Below are 19,461 nucleotides of genomic sequence, written 5' to 3' on the forward strand. Positions count from 1 at the left end.
GGATGCCGTTCTCGACAGACATCATCATCTACGGCGTCATCTTCATCGCCGTGCTCCTGCTGGTCGAGGGCATCTACCTGACCGTCTTCGGCAAGTCGATTTCGCTGAACAGCCGGGTGAACCGCCGCCTCGACATGCTCGAAAAGGGCGCGGGCCGCGAACAGGTGCTGGAGCAGCTTCGCAAGGAGATGCACCAGCACATGAACGCGAAGGGCATGCCGCTCTACTCGCTGCTGGCCGAAAAGGCGCAGAAGGCCAACATCGCCTTCACGCCCAAGCAGATCATGATGCTGATGGCCGGGTTGTCCGTCGTCGCCTATCTCGGCCTCACCATGGGGACCGGCGCGGGCACCGGCGTGCGCATCCTGTTGTCCATCGCGATGGGTGTCGGCGGCGTTTACGTCTGGATCAACGGCAAGGCCAAGAAACGCATGGCGATGTTCGAGGAACAGTTGCCGGACGCCGTGGAACTCATGGTGCGCTCGCTGCGCGTCGGCCACCCGTTCTCGTCCGCGATCCAGATCGTCGCGAAAGAGGTGCCCGATCCCCTCGGCTCGGAAATCGGGATCATCGCGGATGAAAGCGCCTATGGCCGCGACATCGGCGACAGCCTCAAGGCGATGGCGGAGCGCATGGACATGCAGGATCTGCGCTTCCTCGCGGTCGCGGTGACGATCCAGCAGACCTCGGGCGGCAACTTGGCCGAGATTCTCGACGGTCTGGCCAAGGTCATCCGCTCGCGCTTCAAGCTTTTCCGCCGGGTCAAGGCGATCACCGCCGAAGCGAAGTGGTCCGGCACCTTCCTGTCGGGCTTCCCGATCCTCGCCATCGTCATGATCAACGTGATCCAGCCCAACTATTACGACGACGTGAAGGAAACCGGGTTCTTCATTCCCGCCGCGCTCGTCTGTCTCGGCTTCCTCATCGCGAACTACTTCGTGATGAAGGCGCTGACGAACATCAAGGTGTGAGACCAGAGAGATGATCGACCAACTCACCGCGATCCTGACCGACAAATTCGGCCCCTTCGGCCCCCTGATGGCGCTTGGCGGATTGGGCGTTCTGCTGATCGTCGGCGCCCTGCCCTTGCTGTTCAAGCGCGAAGAAGACCCGCTGAACAAGCTCAAGAAAAGCCAGAAGGAACTGGAAGAAGAGCATATGGCGCTGCGCCGCACCGAAAGCGGCGGGATGGGCGACAAGCTGGAGAAATACAAAAGCTTCCTCGAACCCGAGGACAGCGAGGAATATTCCGCGATCCAGCTTCGGCTGCTTCAGGCGGGCTATCCCGGCAAGAACGCGGTGCGCACCTATCACTTCGCGCAATTCGCACTGGGTCTCGGCCTGCTGTTCGCCGGTCTTATCTATTCCTTCATCACGAACGACGGCGAAACCTCGACGCAGAAGATGATTATGACCGTGCTCATCCCCGGCGCGGTGGGTTACGTCGCCCCGAAATACTGGGTCACGCGCCGTGTCGACAGCCGTAAGGAAGAGATCACGAACGGTTTCCCCGACGCGCTCGACATGATGCTGGTCTGCGTCGAGGCCGGTCAATCGCTCGACCAGGCGATCATCCGCGTCGCCAAGGAAATCCGCGCGGGCTATCCGGCGCTGGCCGACGAGTTCGAGATCGTGAGCTGGGAGATCAAGGCGGGCAAGGACCGCATTCAGGTTCTGCGCGACATGGGCGAACGCTGCGGCGTGGCCGATGTCCAGTCCTTCGTGACGGTGCTGATCCAATCGACCAGCTTCGGTACCTCCATCGCCGAGGCGCTGCGCGTCTATGCCGGCGAAATGCGTGACAAGCGCGTGATGCGGGCCGAGGAAAAGGCAAACACCTTGCCGACCAAGATGACCCTTGCCACAATGATGCTGACGGTTCCGCCGCTTCTCATCATCCTGATCGGCCCCTCCGTCTACGAAGTGTACAAGACGCTGAAGAATATCAGCTTCTAGGGCGCGACCGAGCAGCGCGCCTTGCAAAAAACAAGGGACGCGCCGCATGGCACGGACAGGCACATCCATTATCGCAATGCTGGTGGCGAGTTTCACGCTCGCTGCCTGCGAAAATGCAAAGGGCCTCGGCAACAGTGGCGGCAACGCCTATGCCCCCGATGCCCGCGTGGCGGGCGAGGACAGCGTCGACGGGCTGATCGTCGGCCACAGGCTGATGGAAGCGGGCGAATACGAACTGGCGTTGAAAGCCTATCTGCGCGCCGCCGCCGAAGACGGGATCAGCGTCGACACGTTGTCGGCCATGGGCTCGGCGAACCTGTATCTCGGGCGCCTTGGACAGGCCGAACGCCTGTTGCGTCAGGCGGTCGAGGACGACCCGACATTCGCCCCCGCATGGAACAACCTGGGCGTCGTGCTGATGGAAACCGGCAATGTCGGCGAGGCCGTGCGCGTGTTCAAGATCGCCTTCGGCGCGGACAGTGGCAAATCGGACTCCATCCGTGAAAACCTCAACCTCGCGCTATCAAAGCAGGAAAACATTGCGTATGATGGTGAGGAAGAAAAAGCGGAATTCGCCCTGATGCGTCGTGGGCGCGGAGACTACCTCCTGCTCGGGACGCGATAGACGCCGAAAACGGCGCAGCAGACAATAAGCGGATCCGCCGAGGAGAGCAGGAAAAGGATACAGGCCATGCGCCACCCCTTCGTCGTGTCCGCCGCCCTGATGGGGCTCGTCGCGCTGTCCGGCTGCGAAAGCCAGATGTCGGATGAAGAAGTCGAACGTGCGGTCGCCGGTGTGAACGTCATCGACGAGTCGAACCTCAACGACATCATGCTGACCGTGGGCGACCCCGAAGAAGCGGTCGCCTATTTCCGGCGCGCGTCCGCGCAGGCCCCGGAACGCATGGATTTCAAACGCGGTCTCGCCCAATCACTCGTCAAGGCGCGCAAGGCCTCCGAGGCGGCGAGCGTCTGGTCCGAAGTGGCAAACAGCGCCGAAGGCACGGCGGACGACCGCGTGAACCTTGCCGATGCCTATATCCGCGCGGGCGACTGGGCCAAGGCGAAGACCGAACTCGACAAGGTGCCGCCGACGCATGAGACCTTCATGCGCTACAAGCTTGAAGCGATGGTGGCCGACAGCGATCAGGACTGGAAGCGGGCCGACAGTTTCTATGAAACCGCCGTGGGCCTGACGACGCAGCCTGCTGGCACGCTGAACAACTGGGGCTACTCCAAGCTCACGCGGGGCGATTTCAGCGGGGCCGAACGGCTGTTCGGCGAGGCGCTGAGTTACGACGCGGGCATGTTCACCGCCAAGAACAACCTTGTCATGGCACGCGGCGCGCAGGGCAAATACGACCTGCCCGTGGTCGAGATGAGCCAGGTCGAGCGTGCGCAGCTTCTGCACACCCTCGCGCTGGCCGCGATCAAGCAGGGCGACGTCGTGATCGGCAAGACGCTGTTGCAGGAAGCCATCGACACCCACCCGCAGCACTTCGAAGAAGCCGTCCGCGCCATGCGGGCGTTGGAATCGAACGTCTCGAACGGATGATGAGCGTTCAGCCCGCCCTTCTCGGGCTCATGTTCCTGCCCTTCGCCGCCGTGATTTCGGTCTGGGTCGCGATCAGCGACATGAGCCGGATGAAGATCCCGAACAAGGCGGTGATGGCGCTGTTCGGCATTTATGCCGTGGTCGGGCTGGCGGCGGTCGCGATGTCGGTCATCACCCTACCCGACTACCTCTGGCGCTACGTCCACCTCGCGGTGATCCTGCTCGTCGGCTTCGTGATGAACGCCGCCGGGCTTCTGGGGGCGGGCGACGCGAAATTCGCGGCCGCCATGGCGCCCTTCGTGGCGCTCGGCGATCTGTCGGTCTTCGCCTTCATCTTCGCCGCCGCAATCCTCGGCGGTTTCGTCCTGCACCGGATCGCCAAGCGCGTGTCCTTCGTGCGCGCAGCGGTGCCCGGCTGGGAAAGCTGGGAACGCGACGATTTCCCCATGGGTCTTTGCCTTGGGATCGGGTTGGTCGCCTACCTCGCCTTCGTGGCGCTGAACGGGGTCTGACCCGCCACGCGGGGATCAGTCCCCGACTTCGTAGAGAATGAACTCCGACGTCCGGGCCACCTCGGTCAGGGCGACATCCGCCTCGTCCAGTTCTGCAAGGATCAGGTGGCGCGTGGTCACCGACATCGGGCAAAGCGGCACGACCACGAAATCGGCGTTCTCCAGCCCCGACAGGTTGCCGTAATACCAGGGCGCGTTCCCCGGCAGCGGCTCGAACGCGCCGAACAGCCAGAAGGCGTTAAGCAGATCGGCCACGAAGGCGGTCTTGCCCTCGATTAGCCCCGTCTCGTTCAGAAGCTGCGCGTTCACCTGGAACCAGCCGACCGTGCCCACCTCGTTCGCGCAGTTGGGCAGCGTCTCGCCCTTCCACTCGGTCACTTCGTTCTGGCGGAATTCAGGATCCCAAAACGCGCCATAGATCGTGTCCGGCCCATCCAGCGCCACCTTCGCGTCCATGCGATAGGCGCGGATGGTCGGGGTCACGATGTCCTCGTGCACGCCGGAACCGGGAAGAAGCGCGGTGTAGTCCTCGGGCTCTTCCGTCAGGTGGCGGAACGGCGAGTAGGCAAGGTTGATGAGGCTCGGCGCCCCGAAGGCCAGCGCGGCGACGGCGGTGTAGGTCATGACCTCCCGCATGTTCCAGCCGAAGCTGTTGGTCACCTCGCCATCCGGTCTGAGCGCGATCAACATGAGCCCCAGAAGCGGCAACCACTGGGGATCGTTGCCGAAATTCTGATAGGTGACGTAGAAGAACCCAGGCACGAGGATCAGCATGACCAGCCCTTCGAGCATCCGGCCCGCGTGGCGCAGCCAGATCACCGACAGGATCAACATGAGGCTCCCCCCCATCCACGCAGGCGCGCCGACGGTGACGCCGAAGGCATAGCCGGGTTGAGGGCGCACGTCCGACGCCGCGACGGTGGCGAGATCGCGCAGGTAGGCGAGCCAGAAGATCGGCGTGCCGGCCAGAACCGTGACGGCGACCATGACGACAAGCCCCGCGATCAGGCCCGCGACCACCGTCCGCCACGCCTTGCGCCCGATGAGCGCCACCAGAATGGCAGGCAGGAATGCGATCAGATAGGTCGCTTTGGTGAGAAGCAGCAGGGCCATGGCGACGCCGATAATCACCCCGTCCACCGTCCGGTTGCCGCCCCGCGCGGGCATCACCGCGGTCGCGATGGCCAGAAACGCCGCGGCCCAGGCCCAGCGGTTGTAATGCATCGAAATCGACACGGCGCGCGTCGTCTCGCCATGCACGAGCGCGAGGATGAGGATCAGGATCACCGCGCCGAATACGTAGGACCAAATTCCCGCAAACCGCGTCCTGGCGACATACCATGTCGCGGGCAGCGCGATCAGGGCGACCAGCACCTGCGACCACAGGATCGCGTGCCCGACCCCAAGGCCCAATGAGACGAGCCATGCGATCGGGGCGATGGCAAGGACACCGATGGGCGTGACGAAATCCAGATGCGGCCAGTCGCCGTCGGCCATACGCAGAACCATTTGCAGGAGGTGCAGCGTGTCGCCCTCGTGCTTGCCGAGGTAGAACCCGCCCTTCAAAAGCGCGGCCCCGCCCAACAGGACCGTCATCAATGCCAGCGCAATCGCCAGCATTTTATCATTTGTCTTGCCCATTCTGCCCTCTTTTCGCCGAGTTCTTGGTTTTTGTTGATGGTGCTTCGGCCACCTTGCCCCGGACTATACCGGGTTTTGGACGGGCCGAGGACGCAAAGCGGAAAGATTTGGGAAAAAAATCAGGCAGCGAGCAGACGAATGAAAATGGATACCCCCCCGACCCCGGCCTCCGGTGTCGAACCGCCCCCGCCGTGCCGGAACATGGAAGACACCGGTCTGACCCCGGTCATGATGCGCGACATCTTGTTGAAGACCATGTTCCGCATGAACGCCGAGCATGTCAGCCAGTTGGAGAAAATCCTGTGCCTTCCGACCCGCGTGACGCAGGAGCTGATCGACAGCGCCCGCGATCAGGGGCTTGTCGAGGCGACCGGCACGCTGCACGCGACTTCGGGCAACGAAATGGGTTATCGCCTGTCCGATGGCGGCAAGGCCCGCGCGCTCGACGCGCTGTCGCAGTCGGAATACTACGGCGCGATGCCCGTGCCGCTCGACAAGTATTACGAACAGGTCGAACGCCAATCGATCAAGAAAATCCAGATCACGCGCGACCAGCTGACCGGCGCCATGGGGCACCTGATCCTGCCGAACGAATTGCTCGACCACCTCGGCCCCGCAGTCGGCTCGGGCCGGTCGATCCTGATGTATGGCCCGCCGGGCAACGGTAAATCGTCGATCTCGAACGGCATCCGCGATGCGCTCGGCGACAAGATCTACGTCCCGCGCGCGATCCTGTATTCTGGTCAGGTCATCACGGTCTACGACCCCATCGTGCATTCCAAGGCCGAGGATCAGGTCGACGACCCGAACTCCCTGCGCCGCACGTCGAACCGTTATGACCGCCGTTATGTGCGCTGCCAGCGCCCGACCGTCATCACCGGCGGTGAACTGACGCTCGACATGCTCGACCTCGTCTACAACCCGACGGCGCGGACCTACACCGCGCCGCTCCAGCTCAAATCCACCGGCGGCGTCTTCATCGTCGACGACCTTGGCCGTCAGTCCGAGCCGCCGCAGGCGCTCATCAACCGCTGGATCGTGCCGCTGGAAGAGGGCAAGGACATCCTCGCCCTGCAATCGGGCGAGAAATTCGAGGTACCGTTCGACACGCTTGTGATCTTCTCGACCAACTTCCACCCGAACGAGATCTTCGACAAAGCGGCCCTGCGCCGGATCTTCTTCAAGATCAAGATCGACGGTCCGGGGCAGGAGGATTTCCTCAAGATCTTCGCCATGGTCGCGAAGAAGAAGAAGATGCAGCTGGACGAAGCCGCGCTGATCCATCTGCTCAAGAAGAAATATCCAACGATCGACAACATCTATGCGAACTATCAGCCGGTGTTCCTGATCGACCAGATGATCGCGATCTGCGACTTCGAAGGCATCCCCTATCGCATGTCGCCGGACCTGATCGACCGGGCCTGGGCCAACATGTTCGTCAAGGACGAGAAGATCATCCACTGACGCCAGAACGGCGAGCGGCGCGCCTGAAGGGGCTGGCGCGCCGCTCTTTCCACACCGCCGGGGCCGAACGCAACTCCCCCGACATGGCGTGAATTCCAACTGTCTTTGTCAAACGCAGGCGGTTCGCCGTTCCGTCGCGGGTTTTTGCGTTTTCTTCGCCGGCGCGCGAAAATACTGTCGGCGTATGAGCGCCCTGCCCCCGATCATCGCCGACTGGTTCACCGAAAAGGGGTGGTCCGCCCATCCGCACCAGATGGAAATGCTGGCGCGAGGCAACGATCCTGCGACGCTGCTGGTCGCCCCGACGGGCGGCGGCAAGACGCTCGCCGGATTTCTGCCCACACTTGTCGAACTGGCCGAGCACCCGCGAAAAGGGTTGCATACGCTCTATATCTCACCGCTGAAGGCACTGGCCGCCGACATGCGGCGCAACCTGACGGGTCCGATCGACGAGATGGGCCTGCCGATCCGGGTCGAGGATCGCTCCGGCGACACGACCCAGACCCGCAAGAAGGCCCAGCGCGCCGACCCGCCCGAAATCTTGCTTACGACCCCCGAAAGCCTCGCGCTGCTCCTGTCCTACGAGGACGCGCCGCGCATGTTCGCAGGGCTGGAACGGGTGGTGGTGGACGAGTTGCACGCGCTTGCAGAATCGAAGCGGGGCGACCAGTTGATGCTCTGCCTCGCGCGGCTCGTCTCGATGCGCCCGGACCTGCGCCGCGTGGGCCTGTCCGCCACGGTCGAAGACCCGCCCGCGCTCGCCCGGTTCTTCATGGCCGGCGGTTGTCCGGTCCTGACCGCCGACCCCGGACCGGACCCGGACATACGTATGCTTACCACCCAGACCCCGCCGCCGTGGTCGGGCGGTGGCGGTGCCTATGCGATCCCGGACGTGCTGGAAGAAGTGAAGCGTCACAAGACGACGCTGATCTTTCACAACACGCGAGCGCAGGCCGAGATTTTCTTTCACAATCTGTGGCTTGCGAATGAGGAAGGCCTGCCCATCGGCATCCACCACGGGTCTCTCGCTCGCGAACAGCGGCAAAAGGTCGAGGCCGCGATGGTGGCAGGAGAGCTGCGCGCCATCGTCTGCACAGGCACGCTCGATCTGGGTCTGGACTGGGGCGATGTGGACCTTGTCATCCAGATCGGCGCACCCAAGAACGTCAAACGTCTGGTGCAGCGGATCGGGCGGGCGAACCACCGCTACAACGCCCCGTCCAAGGCGCTGCTTCTGCCCGCGAACAGGTGGGAGGTGATCGAGTGTCAGGCCGCGCTCGAAGCCGTCCTCGCCCGCGATCTCGACGGCGACCCGCGCGGACCGGGGCCACGTGATGTGCTCTGCCAACACATCCTGATCGTGGCCTGTTCGGGCCCGTTCGACGAGGTGGAGCTGTTCAACGAAGTGCGCCGCGCGGGCGGCTACGCGGGCCTCACCCGCGCCCAGTTCGACGAGGCGCTCGATTTCGTCGCGACCGGCGGATACGCCCTGCGCGCCTATGACCGCTGGCAACGCCTGAAACAGCGCCCCGACGGGCGGTGGCAACTTCGCGACCCGCGCGCGGCCGCGCTGATCCGCATGAACATCGGCACGATTCAGGACACCGACACGCTCAAGGTCCGGATGCGCCAGAACCGCAAGTTTCTGGGCGAGGTCGAAGAGGGCTTCGCCGCCTCGCTGATCCCCGGCGACACCTTTCTGATGGGCGGCAAGATCGTGCGGTTCGAAAGCCTCAAGGAAATGCATGTCGACGTGACGAACGACAAGGGGCGCAAACCCAAGATCGCCGTTTTCGCAGGCTCGAAATTCGCCACTTCGACCCAGCTGTCGGCCCGTGTCCTCGACCTGATTCACCGGCGCGACCTCTCGGCTCTGCCCGGTCACACACAGGAGTGGATCACGCTGCAACGCGAGGTCAGCCACCTGCCCGAAGCGGGCCGTATCCTCGTCGAGAGTTTTCCCCATGACGGACGCGCACAAACCGTCATTTACGGCTTCGCCGGGCGCGGCGCGATGCAGACGCTCGGCCTCCTCCTCACCCGCCGGATGGAGACCGCGGGGCTGGGCCCCCTCGGCTTCGTTGCCACCGATTATGCGACCCTGATCTGGAGCCTTCATCCGGTAGACGATCCCGCCTTTCTGTTCAGCCGCGACGATCTTGTCGCCGGGCTCGAGGGGTGGCTGTCGGAGAACGCCCTGATGAAGCGCAGCTTCAAGGCCGTCGCCAACATCGCGGGGCTGACCCCCCGCAACTTCCCCGGCACGCGCGCGAGCGGTCGGCAGGCCACGTTTTCCTCCGATATCCTCTACGACACCCTGCGCCGCTATGACCCCGACCACCTGCTTCTGAACATCACGCGAGAAGAAGCGATGCGCGGCCTCATCGACTTCGGGCGGATCGAGGAAATGCTGGAACGCACCGAGGGCCGCGTCGACCATATGGTGCTGGACCGCGTTACACCCTTCGCGGCCCCCCTGTTCCTCGAAGTCGGCAAGGTGCCGGTGGACGGCATGGGACGCGAGGCGCTGATGGAGATGGAGGCGGAACGGTTGATGCAGGAAGCCGGGCTGGCATAGGGTGGTGACCTTTGCGCGGCGTCAGCGGAGCGCGGGCAGCATCGCTTGGCTCAAGGATACTAGAATCCTAGTATTCTAGTATCGGTGCATACAGATATTTTCCAATGGAACCATGATCTTACGAACCATCCACCGACGCTAAAACGTTAACGCGTTAACACGTCCACCCCCTCCAACGTTCAAATTCGCACCTCTCCACCCCATCTCGCCCTTGCAAACCCACGCCCTGCAAGGCAAAGAACAGACCATGAACGACCACCCCTTCACCTTCGCGGGCGCCGACCTGTCCTTCCGCCCGACCGGCGCGCTGTTCTGGCCCGCCGAACGCTTGCTTGTCGTCTCGGACCTGCACCTCGGCCGGTCGGAGCGGTTCGCTCGGCGTGCCGGCGCGCTGCTTCCCCCTTACGAAGTGCAGGATACGCTCAAGCGCCTCGAAACCGACATCGACGCGACCGGGGCGACGACCGTCATCTGCTTGGGCGACAGTTTCGACGACGACGCAGCCGCGCATGGGCTGGACGACAGCGTGGCGCTTTGGATCACCCGCCTGATGGCCGGACGCCGCTGGGTCTGGATCGAAGGCAACCACGACCCCGGCCCCGTGGAACTCGGCGGCGATCACCGCGCAGACTTGACCCTCGGCCCCCTCACCTTCCGGCACATCGCCGCCCCCGGCGCGGCGGGCGAGGTCTCGGGACATTACCACCCCAAGGCACGGGTCGCCGGGCGCGCCCGGCCCTGCCTGCTGCGTGACGACGCCCGCGTGATCCTGCCCGCCTACGGCACCTATACCGGCGGTCTGCGCAGCCACGACCGCGCGCTCACCACGCTCATGCAACCGGGCGCCGTCGCGGTCCTGACCGGGACGCGCCCGCTCGCGATCCCGATGCCGCGTTAGCCGCCGCCGCGTCACGCTTGCCCCTCGCCCCGCACCCCGACAGGATGCAGCGAGGGAGGCGATGGCATGGACTTCACACCGAAAGACCCGGACTTCGAGGCACGCGTGCGTGCGAGCTTCGCCCGTCAGCCGATGATGGAAACGCTGGGCGCCACCATGACCGACGTGCGCCCCGGCACCGTCACCATCGTGTCGACGATCCCGCCCGGCACCCTGCAACAGCAGGGGTCGACCCATGCCGGCCTCGCCTTTTCGATCGGGGATTCGGCGGCGGGCTATGCGGCTTCGTCGCTGTTGCCCACGGGGAACGAAATCGTCACCTCCGAGATGAAGATCCACCTCCTCGCCCCCGGGCGTGGCGAGCGCCTCGTGGCCACCGGCCGCGTGATCCGGCCCGGCCGTCGCCTGACCATCGTCGAGGCCGACGTGTGGTCCGAAACCGTGGGCGCCCGCACCCTTATCGCGAAACTCATGGGCACGATGGTGCCCGTCCCACTCGTGGAGCCAACGACATGACCGACCGCGTCACCATCGACATTCAGGATCACGTGGCGCTCGTCACGATGAACCGGCACGACAAGATGAACGCGCTGGACCCGGAGCAGATCGACGCGATCATCGCGGCGGGGCAAGAGGTTTCGACCACCAAGGGTGTGCGCGCCGTCGTCCTCACCGGCGGGCCGAAAGCCTTCTGCGCCGGACTCGACATGGCGTCGATGGCCAATATCGCGCAAGATGCGCAGGGGGACGGGTTGATGCCCCGCACCCATGGCATCGCCAACAAGTTTCAGGCGACCGCGATGGTCTGGGCCGAATGCCCCGTTCCCGTCATCGCGGCAATCAACGGCCACACGCTGGGCGGCGGGTTCCAGATCGCGCTCGGCCCCGACATGCGCATCACCGCCCCCGACGCGCGCTTTTCCGTCATGGAGCTCAAATGGGGCATCGTGCCGGACATGGGCGGGCTTCACCTCGCCCGCCGCCTGATGCGCGGCGACATCCTGCGCCGCCTGACCTATACCGCCGAAACCTTCGGTGCCGAGCAGGCGCTCCACTGGGGCGTGGTGACCGAAATCACCGACGACCCGCTCGCCCGCGCAATGGAGCTCGCCACCGCCATCGCCGGCAAATCCCCGGATGCGATCCGCGCCGCAAAACGGCTGATTTCCGCGACCGAACAGACCTCCCCCGCCGACACGCTCCTTGCTGAAAGCCGCATTCAACAGGAACTCATCGGCACCGCGAACCAGATGGAGGCGGTGATGGCAGGTCTGCAGAAACGCGCCCCGAATTTCACGGACTGACCGCGCCCCTTCTCTGTTTCCGGAAACCTTGGGGTGAGGCCCGCCTTGGCGGGGCGAGGGGCAACGCCCCTTGCGGGCGCGGGCTTGCCCGCGCCCGCCCCCTCGCGACGGGCAAGCCCGGCGCAAACCCTCCATTGCACCCAGCAAGGCCTTTGGATAAGTGGACGCAGCGCAATTTCGACGGAGATCCGCCATGTCCACCCCCGCCCCGCTTCGCCTCGGCATCGCAGGTCTCGGTACCGTCGGCGTCGGCGTCATCAAGATCGTGCGTAAACACGCCAAGCTGATCGAGGAACGCACGGGCCGCCCCGTCGCGATCACCGCCGTCGCCGCCCGCAACCGCGCCAAGGATCGCGGCGTGGATCTTGGCAAGTATGACTGGGAAGACGATCCCGTCACGCTCGCCACCCGCGACGATGTCGATGTCTACGTCGAACTCATGGGCGGGTCCGACGGACCGGCCAAGGCGAGCGTGGAAGCGGCCATCGCCGCAGGCAAACACGTCGTCACCGCCAACAAGGCGCTGCTCGCCCATCACGGCCAAGCCATCGCCGAGGCTGCCGAGGCGGCCGATGTTGTGCTCCGGTTCGAAGCCGCCGTCGCCGGGGGCATCCCGGTCATCAAGGCGCTGACCGAAGGGCTTGCGGGGAACGAGATCACGCGGGTCATGGGCGTGATGAACGGCACCTGCAATTACATCCTGACCCGCATGTACGACGCCGAACTGCCCTATGACGTGGTGTTCGACGAGGCCGACAAGCTGGGCTTCCTCGAAGCCGATCCGCAGCTCGACGTGGGCGGGATCGACGCGGGCCACAAGCTGTCGCTCCTATCCTCCATCGCCTTCGGCACGCAGGTCAACTTCGACGGGGTCGAGCTTGAAGGCATCGAGCGCATCAAGATCGAGGATATCGAGCAAGCCGCCGACATGGGCTACCGGATCAAGCTGCTCGGCGTCGCGCAGATGACGGGCCGTGGGCTGGAACAGCGCATGTCGCCCTGCCTCGTCCCTGCCGCCTCACCGCTGGGCCAGCTCGAAGGCGGCACCAACATGGTGGTGATCGAGGGCGACAGCGTCGGCCAGATCGTCATGCGGGGCGCGGGCGCGGGCGAAGGCCCGACCGCCTCCGCCGTCATGGGCGACGTCATGGACATCGCGCGCGGCATCACGATTTCGACCTTCGGCAAACGGGCCACCGATCTGGTGCCTGCAAAGCCCGCCAAGGCCACCGTTCCCGCCGCGTATTACCTGCGCATGTCGCTGATGGACAAACCCGGCGCGCTGGCGAAAGTCGCCGCTGTTCTGGGCGACGCGGGCGTGTCGATCAACCGGATGCGCCAATACGGCCATGACGAGGGCACCGCCCCCGTCATCATCGTGACCCACACCACGACCCGCGCCGCGATCGACGAGGCGCTCTCGGGCCTCGGGGCCACCGGCGTCGTCGAGGGCGATCCGGTCGCGATCCGTATCGAGGAAGTCTGACGGTCGGCCCCGACGCCCAAGGGGCAAGCCGGCGCGACCGGGCAATCCCCGGCCGCCATTCGTGAGCTTCAGGCCATGTGAGGCAGGCTTTGCGCCCGGCCGCTTTCTCCTGTCACCATTCCCGGCGGCCTCAGACCGCGCGATCCGTCACGAGGTCCAGGGCCGCGCGAACCGCGTGGTCGTAACCGCGTGCGCCGAGCCCGCAGATCACCGCCGTCGCGACGGGCGACACCAGCGACGTCCGGTAGATCTCATCCCGGGCATGGATGTTCGAAATATGCAATTCTATGAGCGGCCCGGAGAACATTTTAAGGGCATCGAGCACCGGGATTGATCGAAAACTGAGACCTGCGGGGTTGATGACAAGCGCGTCGGCCCTATCGCAGGCTTCGTGAATCCAGTCGATCAGCTGGTATTCCGCGTTCGTCTGCCGAAACTCCAGCGGCGCGTCGCCCACCGCCTCCCGACACATGGCTTCGATCTGGGCCAGCGTCGTGTGACCGTAGATGTCAGGCTCTCGCAACCCGAGCCGGTTCAGGTTCGGGCCGTTCAATACGTAAAGACCGCGGCTCATCACGGTGTCCTTCTCATGGGGAAGTGAGGCGGCCGTTCAGGCCTCCTCGGGCAGTCACAGGCCGTTGATCTTGTCCAGCATCCCTTCGGGCCAGTCCTTCGACAGATCCGAATTCAGATACTTGTCCTGCGCGTAGGCACGAAACGCGTCCACATCCGGCGTATGGAACGTCATCCCTTCGCTCTCGAAGAACGCGACGAGTTCCGCTTCCTGCGCCAGATGCTGTTCGGTCGACCATGCGATCGCCTCGTCCGCTGCACTTTGCACGGTGGCTTTCTGTTCATCCGACAGGCCATCCCAGACCTCTTTCGAGATCACGAGCAGGTCGTATCCCACAAGATGCGAGGTCAGAACCGTCTGGGTCTCGACCTCGTAGAACTTCATGTTCTGCACGTTGGGCAGCGGGTTGTCCTGCCCGTCGATCGCACCCGTCGCAAGGCCGGTGTAGACCTCGGCATAGGCCATCGGAGTCGGGTTCGCGCCCAGTGCCTCGCCCAGGAACTGCCACGCCTCACCGCCCGGCATCCGCAGCTTCACACCCGCCATATCCTCGGGCGTGTTGATTTCCTTGTCGATTCGCAGGCCGACCTGACGGGTGCCGAAGTAGGTCGGGCCGAGGATCTTGATCCCAAGCTCGTCCTCCGCCATCGCCTTCATCTCCTCGCCCGGCTCGGAGTTGAAGAAGGTCCGCAGGTGGTCGGCATCGCGGAACAGGTAGGCCGAAGTCAGGATCGAGAACGCCGGAAGCTGGTTCGACACGTCCTGCGGCGCGATGTTCCCCATTTCGAGGTTGCCGCGCTGGATCGCCACAAGCTCGGTCCCCTGCGCGAACAGGGTCGCACCGTAATAGCCATTGAAGGTGAACTCGTCGGTCAGCGCCTCTGCGAACTTGTTCATCATCTCGGCGCGGATGTCATTGGCCGAGAACACGGCGGAAAAGTTCAGCTCGACGGTATCCTGAGCCGTGGCGGGCACGGCGGCCATGACCGACGTGGCGACCGCAAGCGAAAGAAGGGCGCGACGGCCCAATCTGAAAGTCATGTCATTCCTCCCTTTTGCCGATGAATCTATTTTCATCGGATGATTTTAAATTCATATGCTGACTCGACGCGGGCTGTAAAGCGAAAGCGGTAGGGCCGATGCGCTTGCCAAACATCGGCTTTGCTTTCGCCCGGGCTGACATTATCGCGTGTTTCGGGAATAATCGTATGACCGCCAGAAACGGGCTTTTGTCTGATGATCAAGAAAACCTACGCCGACGCCGCGATTAACGAGACTGTCGGAGAGACGGCCTACAGACGTCTGAAATTCGATATCATCCGCGGGATCGTAGGTCCGGGCGAAAAGCTGCGGATCGACCAGTTGAAAGACCGCTACGACATTGGCGCCGGAACGGTGCGTGAGATCCTGACGCGGCTCTGGGTCGAAGACCTCGTGGTCGCCGAAGGGCAGAAGGGGTTCGAGGTCGCGCCGGTTTCGGTCGCGGGCCTGCGCGACATCGCTGCGTTGCGCACCTTGCTGGAAACACAGGCGCTTCGCCTGTCGCTCGCCACCGGGGATCTGTCGTGGGAGGCGGATGTGGTCCGCTCCTACTACATGCTGCACACGGTCGAAGAGCAATTGATCGCGGGCGACATGAACTCGGTGAACGACTGGGTGCAGCAGGACTGGGAATTTCACCATGCCACCATTTCGGCCTGCGCCTCGCCGGCGCTCATGGCCGCCCATTCCAACGCCTTCGACCGGTTCATCCGCTATCACATGATCGTTCTGGACTTTCGCGGCCGCCCGGCTGCCGACGAACATGCGAAGCTGCGCGATCTGGTGATCGCGCGCGACACCGAGGCTGCCGTATCCCTGCTGACCTCCCACATCGGCAGCGGTGTCGAACACATTCTGGCCTCCGGTCGGATACCTGCCTGAAACACGGGCAACACTGGTTGCGCTAAACGCGCTGGGGACGCTTGGCCCCCCTCGCGCCGCCTGCTAGGTGTTGGCCAACCAAAATTCTGAGGGACTTCCGAACATGTCTGCTTCTCCCGTCGTATTTGCCGACCGCATGCTGTCACTGGGCCTTGCCCGCGTGTCGGAGGCCGCCGCGATGGCCTCGGCCAAACTGGTGGGGCGCGGCGACGAGAAAGCCGCCGACCAGGCCGCGGTCAACGCCATGCGCGACCAGCTCAACCTGCTCGACATCAAGGGCACCGTCGTCATCGGTGAGGGCGAGCGGGACGAGGCCCCGATGCTCTACATCGGCGAAGAGGTCGGCACCGGAAACGGGCCCGAGGTGGACATCGCGCTCGACCCGCTCGAAGGCACGACGCTGACCGCCAAGGATATGCCGAACGCGCTGACCGTGATCGCCATGGCGCCGCGCGGCACGCTGCTCCACGCCCCCGACGTCTACATGGAAAAGCTGGCGATCGGGCCGGGCTACCCGGAAAACGTCGTCTCGCTCGACATGAGCCCGTCGGAACGCGTCAAGGCGCTGGCCAACGCCAAGGGCTGCGAGCCGTCCGACATCACGGTCTGCGTGCTGGAACGCCCGCGCCATGAAGACATGATCGCCGACATCCGCTCCACCGGGGCCGCGATCCGCCTCATCACCGATGGCGACGTGGCCGGGGTGATCCATTGCGCCGAACCGACCACGGGCATCGACATGTATATGGGATCGGGCGGCGCGCCCGAGGGCGTTCTGGCCGCCTCTGCGCTGAAATGCATGGGCGGGCAGATGTGGGGCCAACTCACCTTCCGCAACGATGACGAGCGGGGCCGCGCCGCCAAGGCCGGGATCACCGACCTCGACAAGGTCTATTCCCGCGACGAAATGGTGCGCGCCGACGTGATCTTCGCCGCCACCGGCGTGACCGACGGGTCGATCGTGCGCGGCATCATCCGCGAGCCGCACCACCTGACCACCGAGACCATCCTGATGCGCTCGAAATCCGGTTCGGTCCGGCGTATGACCTACCGCAACCCGAAGGAGTGGGTGGGCGCGTAAGGGGGCCACGTGGCCGCATTTCTCGACGTAGACAACAGCCTCACGGGTCGGCGCTGGACCGGCCCCGGGGTCGAACTGGAACGACAGGCCGAGGCGCTGGTGCAGGCGACCGGCCTGTCGGCGCCCGTCTGCGCCGTCCTCGCCCGCCGGGGTGTGCAGGCGGACGAAGCGGTGGGGTTCCTCGCCCCCACGATCCGCGACACGCTGCCCGACCCGCGTTCGATGCGCGACATGGATCGCGCCGCCGCACGCCTGCTGGCTGCTGTCGACAAGAACGAGCGCGTGGCCGTGTTCGCCGACTACGACGTGGACGGCGGATCGTCTGCCGCGCTTCTCATCGACTGGATGCGCCGGATGGGGCGCGACATCACGCTCTACATTCCCGACCGGATCGACGAGGGCTATGGCCCCAACGTCCCGGCGATGGAGGCGCTGGCGGAGACTCACAGTCTCATCGTCTGCGTCGACTGCGGCACTCTCAGCCATGAGCCCATCGCAGCCGCGAACGCCAAGGGGGCCGAGGTCGTGGTGCTCGATCACCATCTGGGCGGCGAAACGCTGCCGCCCGCGCTGGCCGTCGTGAACCCCAACCGGCAGGATGAGGTCGATGCGCCGGGCTATCTTTGTGCCGCCGGGGTCGTGTTCCTCATGCTCGTCGAAGCGGGCCGCCAGATGCGCGAAGCCGGGCGACGTGGACCGGACCTCATGGGGATGCTCGACCTTGTCGCGCTTGCCACCGTGGCGGACGTGGCACCGCTTGTGGGGGCCAACCGGGCGCTGGTGACACAAGGGTTGAAGATCATGGCCCAGCGCGGACGCCCCGGCATGGTGGCGCTGGCGGACGTGGCGCGGATGAACGAGGCGCCGCGCCCGTATCATCTGGGCTTCCTCATGGGGCCGCGCGTCAATGCGGGCGGGCGCATCGGCAAGGCCGACCTCGGCGCGCGGCTTCTGGCCTGCATCGACCCGGCCGAAGCGGGCGCGCTGGCCGCGCGTCTCGACCAGCTCAACACCGAACGGCGGGAAATCGAGGAACAGGTGCGCCTCGCCGCGCTGGATCAGGCCGAAGCGCGCGGGCTGGACGCGCCGCTCGTCTGGGCCGCCGCCGACGGCTGGCATCCGGGCGTCGTCGGCATCGTCGCCTCGCGCCTCAAGGACGCGGCGCATCGCCCGGCCATCGTGATCGGTTTCGACGGCGACGAAGGCAAGGGGTCGGGCCGCTCGGTCTCGGGCGTCGACCTTGGCGCGTCGATCCAGAAACTCGCCGCTGAAGGGCTGATCGAGAAGGGCGGCGGGCACAAGATGGCGGCGGGCCTGTCCTTGAGCCGCGCGCAACTCGAACCCGCCATGGCGCGCCTGTCCGAGCTTCTGGCACGCCAAGGCGCGGGCGCGGGTGGCCCCCGCGATCTGGCGGTGGACGGGATTCTCATGCCCGGCGCAGCCACCGTGGACCTTATAGACGAGATCGAAGCGGCGGGACCGTTCGGCGCGGGCGCGCCCGCCCCGCGCTTCGCCTTCCCCGATGTGCAGATCGCCTTCGCCAAGCGCGTAGGCGACCGCCACCTCAAGGTCAGCTTCGGCGACGGGCTGGGCGCCAAGATCGACGCCATCGCCTTCGGCGCCTATGACGGGCCGCTCGGCCCCGCGCTGGAAGGCCACGGCGGCGCGCGGTTCCACCTGGCCGGACGGTTGGAGATCAACCACTGGCAAGGCCGTTCGATCCCCCAGCTTCGCCTCGAAGACGCCGCGCGGGCATGACCCGCCCGGTGCTCATCACGCTCTGCGGGCTACCCGGCACCGGCAAGACCACCCTTTCGCGTGCCGTCGCGACCGCCCTGCCCGCCCAGCACCTGCGCATCGATACCATCGAGGCCGCGATGAAGGCGCGGGGGTTCAAGTTCGACGGCGCGTCCGGCGACGCGGGCTATCTGGTCGCCTATGCTCTGGCGCGCGATGCGCTCACCCTCGGGCAATCCGCGGTGGTCGATGCCGTCCACGGCTGGCCCGCAGCCGAACGGTTGTGGTCCAAGGCCCTGACCGGCTTGAACGCGGCCCACCTGATCGTCGAATTGACCTGTTCGGACGTGGCCGCGCACCGCAAACGCATCGAAACCCGCGCAGCCGACATCGTGGGCATGACCCTGCCCGACTGGCAAGCCGTCGAGGGCCGCACGTATCTGCCGTCCGACCAGTGCGACCTTATGATCGACACCGCAACCACGGGGATCGAGGCCGCGATCGCGCTGATCCTCGAGGCGGCGCGGGATACCGCCACCCGCGACTAAAGTTTTTTGCACGGGGCCGATTTTCCCTCTTGCACCCGACCCGGCGTTTTTCTAGAAACCGCCTCACGCCAAGCGCGGCCCGTTCGTCTATCGGTTAGGACGCCAGGTTTTCAACCTGGAAAGAGGGGTTCGATTCCCCTACGGGCTGCCACTTTGCCATAAGTCTTCGGGATTTCTGGACTGGCGGGCACCTTCCGCAACCTG

18 protein-coding genes and 1 tRNA gene are annotated in these 19,461 nt (G+C 65.0%); 16 read left to right on the forward strand and 3 right to left on the reverse strand.

Annotated features, from left to right (window positions below):
• The first annotated feature begins 2 nt into the window (after nt 1–2).
• The 5 genes from HOY44_RS02365 (at nt 3) to HOY44_RS02385 (ending at nt 4,023) form a co-directional block, all read left to right on the forward strand.
• Complete coding sequence (locus HOY44_RS02365; RefSeq protein WP_008335340.1) at nt 3–971, forward strand: type II secretion system F family protein; 969 nt, start codon at nt 3–5, stop codon at nt 969–971.
• A gap of 10 nt (nt 972–981) precedes the next feature.
• Nucleotides 982–1,956, forward strand: coding sequence for a type II secretion system F family protein (locus tag HOY44_RS02370; RefSeq protein WP_008335341.1), 975 nt, complete (start codon nt 982–984; stop codon nt 1,954–1,956).
• Nucleotides 1,957–2,002: 46 nt separating this feature from the next.
• Nucleotides 2,003–2,581, forward strand: coding sequence for a tetratricopeptide repeat protein (locus HOY44_RS02375; RefSeq protein WP_287432794.1), 579 nt, complete (start codon nt 2,003–2,005; stop codon nt 2,579–2,581).
• 66 nt (nt 2,582–2,647) lie between these two features.
• A complete protein-coding gene (locus HOY44_RS02380) occupies nt 2,648–3,511 on the forward strand; it encodes a tetratricopeptide repeat protein (protein ID WP_287432796.1) in 864 nt (287 codons plus the stop codon).
• Complete coding sequence (locus HOY44_RS02385; protein ID WP_287432798.1) at nt 3,508–4,023, forward strand: prepilin peptidase; 516 nt, start codon at nt 3,508–3,510, stop codon at nt 4,021–4,023. Before HOY44_RS02380 ends, HOY44_RS02385 begins: the two co-directional genes overlap by 4 nt.
• Nucleotides 4,024–4,038: 15 nt before the next feature.
• On the opposite strand, the gene HOY44_RS02390 is transcribed toward HOY44_RS02385, so the two are convergent.
• Nucleotides 4,039–5,664, reverse strand: coding sequence for a hypothetical protein (locus HOY44_RS02390; protein ID WP_287432799.1), 1,626 nt, complete (start codon nt 5,662–5,664; stop codon nt 4,039–4,041).
• 138 nt (nt 5,665–5,802) lie between these two features.
• Between HOY44_RS02390 and HOY44_RS02395 the strand changes: the two genes are divergently transcribed.
• The 6 genes from HOY44_RS02395 (at nt 5,803) to HOY44_RS02420 (ending at nt 13,394) form a co-directional block, all read left to right on the forward strand.
• Nucleotides 5,803–7,128, forward strand: a complete 1,326-nt coding sequence (locus tag HOY44_RS02395; RefSeq protein WP_008335347.1) for a DUF8689 domain-containing protein — start codon at nt 5,803–5,805, stop codon at nt 7,126–7,128.
• 184 nt (nt 7,129–7,312) lie between these two features.
• A complete protein-coding gene (locus tag HOY44_RS02400) occupies nt 7,313–9,706 on the forward strand; it encodes a ligase-associated DNA damage response DEXH box helicase (protein WP_287432800.1) in 2,394 nt (797 codons plus the stop codon).
• Nucleotides 9,707–9,953: 247 nt separating this feature from the next.
• Nucleotides 9,954–10,604 (forward strand): ligase-associated DNA damage response endonuclease PdeM, encoded by a 651-nt coding sequence (gene pdeM / locus HOY44_RS02405; RefSeq protein ID WP_287432801.1) that lies wholly within the window; start codon nt 9,954–9,956, stop codon nt 10,602–10,604.
• 66 nt (nt 10,605–10,670) lie between these two features.
• Complete coding sequence (locus tag HOY44_RS02410; RefSeq protein ID WP_287432802.1) at nt 10,671–11,120, forward strand: PaaI family thioesterase; 450 nt, start codon at nt 10,671–10,673, stop codon at nt 11,118–11,120.
• Nucleotides 11,117–11,908, forward strand: a complete 792-nt coding sequence (locus tag HOY44_RS02415; protein ID WP_287432803.1) for a crotonase/enoyl-CoA hydratase family protein — start codon at nt 11,117–11,119, stop codon at nt 11,906–11,908. Before HOY44_RS02410 ends, HOY44_RS02415 begins: the two co-directional genes overlap by 4 nt.
• A gap of 193 nt (nt 11,909–12,101) precedes the next feature.
• A complete protein-coding gene (locus HOY44_RS02420; RefSeq protein ID WP_008335353.1) occupies nt 12,102–13,394 on the forward strand; it encodes a homoserine dehydrogenase in 1,293 nt (430 codons plus the stop codon).
• A 130-nt stretch (nt 13,395–13,524) separates the two neighbouring features.
• Here the strand turns inward: HOY44_RS02420 and HOY44_RS02425 are convergent, their stop codons facing one another.
• Both HOY44_RS02425 and dctP read right to left on the reverse strand, forming a co-directional pair.
• Nucleotides 13,525–13,968 (reverse strand): type II 3-dehydroquinate dehydratase, encoded by a 444-nt coding sequence (locus HOY44_RS02425; RefSeq protein WP_287432804.1) that lies wholly within the window; start codon nt 13,966–13,968, stop codon nt 13,525–13,527.
• A gap of 54 nt (nt 13,969–14,022) precedes the next feature.
• A complete protein-coding gene (gene dctP, locus HOY44_RS02430; protein WP_287432806.1) occupies nt 14,023–15,009 on the reverse strand; it encodes a TRAP transporter substrate-binding protein DctP in 987 nt (328 codons plus the stop codon).
• 195 nt (nt 15,010–15,204) lie between these two features.
• On the opposite strand from dctP, the gene HOY44_RS02435 reads away from it, so the two are divergent.
• The 5 genes from HOY44_RS02435 (at nt 15,205) to HOY44_RS02455 (ending at nt 19,408) form a co-directional block, all read left to right on the forward strand.
• Nucleotides 15,205–15,891 carry an FCD domain-containing protein gene (locus HOY44_RS02435; RefSeq protein WP_287432807.1) on the forward strand — a complete coding sequence of 229 codons (687 nt, stop codon included), beginning with the start codon at nt 15,205–15,207 and terminating at the stop codon, nt 15,889–15,891.
• Between the two features lie 103 nt (nt 15,892–15,994).
• Complete coding sequence (gene glpX, locus HOY44_RS02440) at nt 15,995–16,972, forward strand: class II fructose-bisphosphatase (protein WP_287432808.1); 978 nt, start codon at nt 15,995–15,997, stop codon at nt 16,970–16,972.
• A 9-nt stretch (nt 16,973–16,981) separates the two neighbouring features.
• On the forward strand, nt 16,982–18,730 hold the full coding sequence (recJ, locus tag HOY44_RS02445; RefSeq protein WP_287432809.1) for a single-stranded-DNA-specific exonuclease RecJ: 1,749 nt from the start codon (nt 16,982–16,984) through the stop codon (nt 18,728–18,730).
• Nucleotides 18,727–19,257, forward strand: coding sequence for a P-loop nucleotide/nucleoside kinase family protein (locus tag HOY44_RS02450; protein ID WP_287432810.1), 531 nt, complete (start codon nt 18,727–18,729; stop codon nt 19,255–19,257). The genes recJ and HOY44_RS02450 overlap by 4 nt, the downstream gene beginning before the upstream one ends.
• A 76-nt stretch (nt 19,258–19,333) precedes the next feature.
• Nucleotides 19,334–19,408 (forward strand) — tRNA-Glu (locus tag HOY44_RS02455).
• Nucleotides 19,409–19,461: the final 53 nt, after the last annotated feature.

This window comes from Maritimibacter sp., assembly GCF_016774595.1.
GTDB classification, from domain to species: domain Bacteria; phylum Pseudomonadota; class Alphaproteobacteria; order Rhodobacterales; family Rhodobacteraceae; genus Maritimibacter; species Maritimibacter alkaliphilus.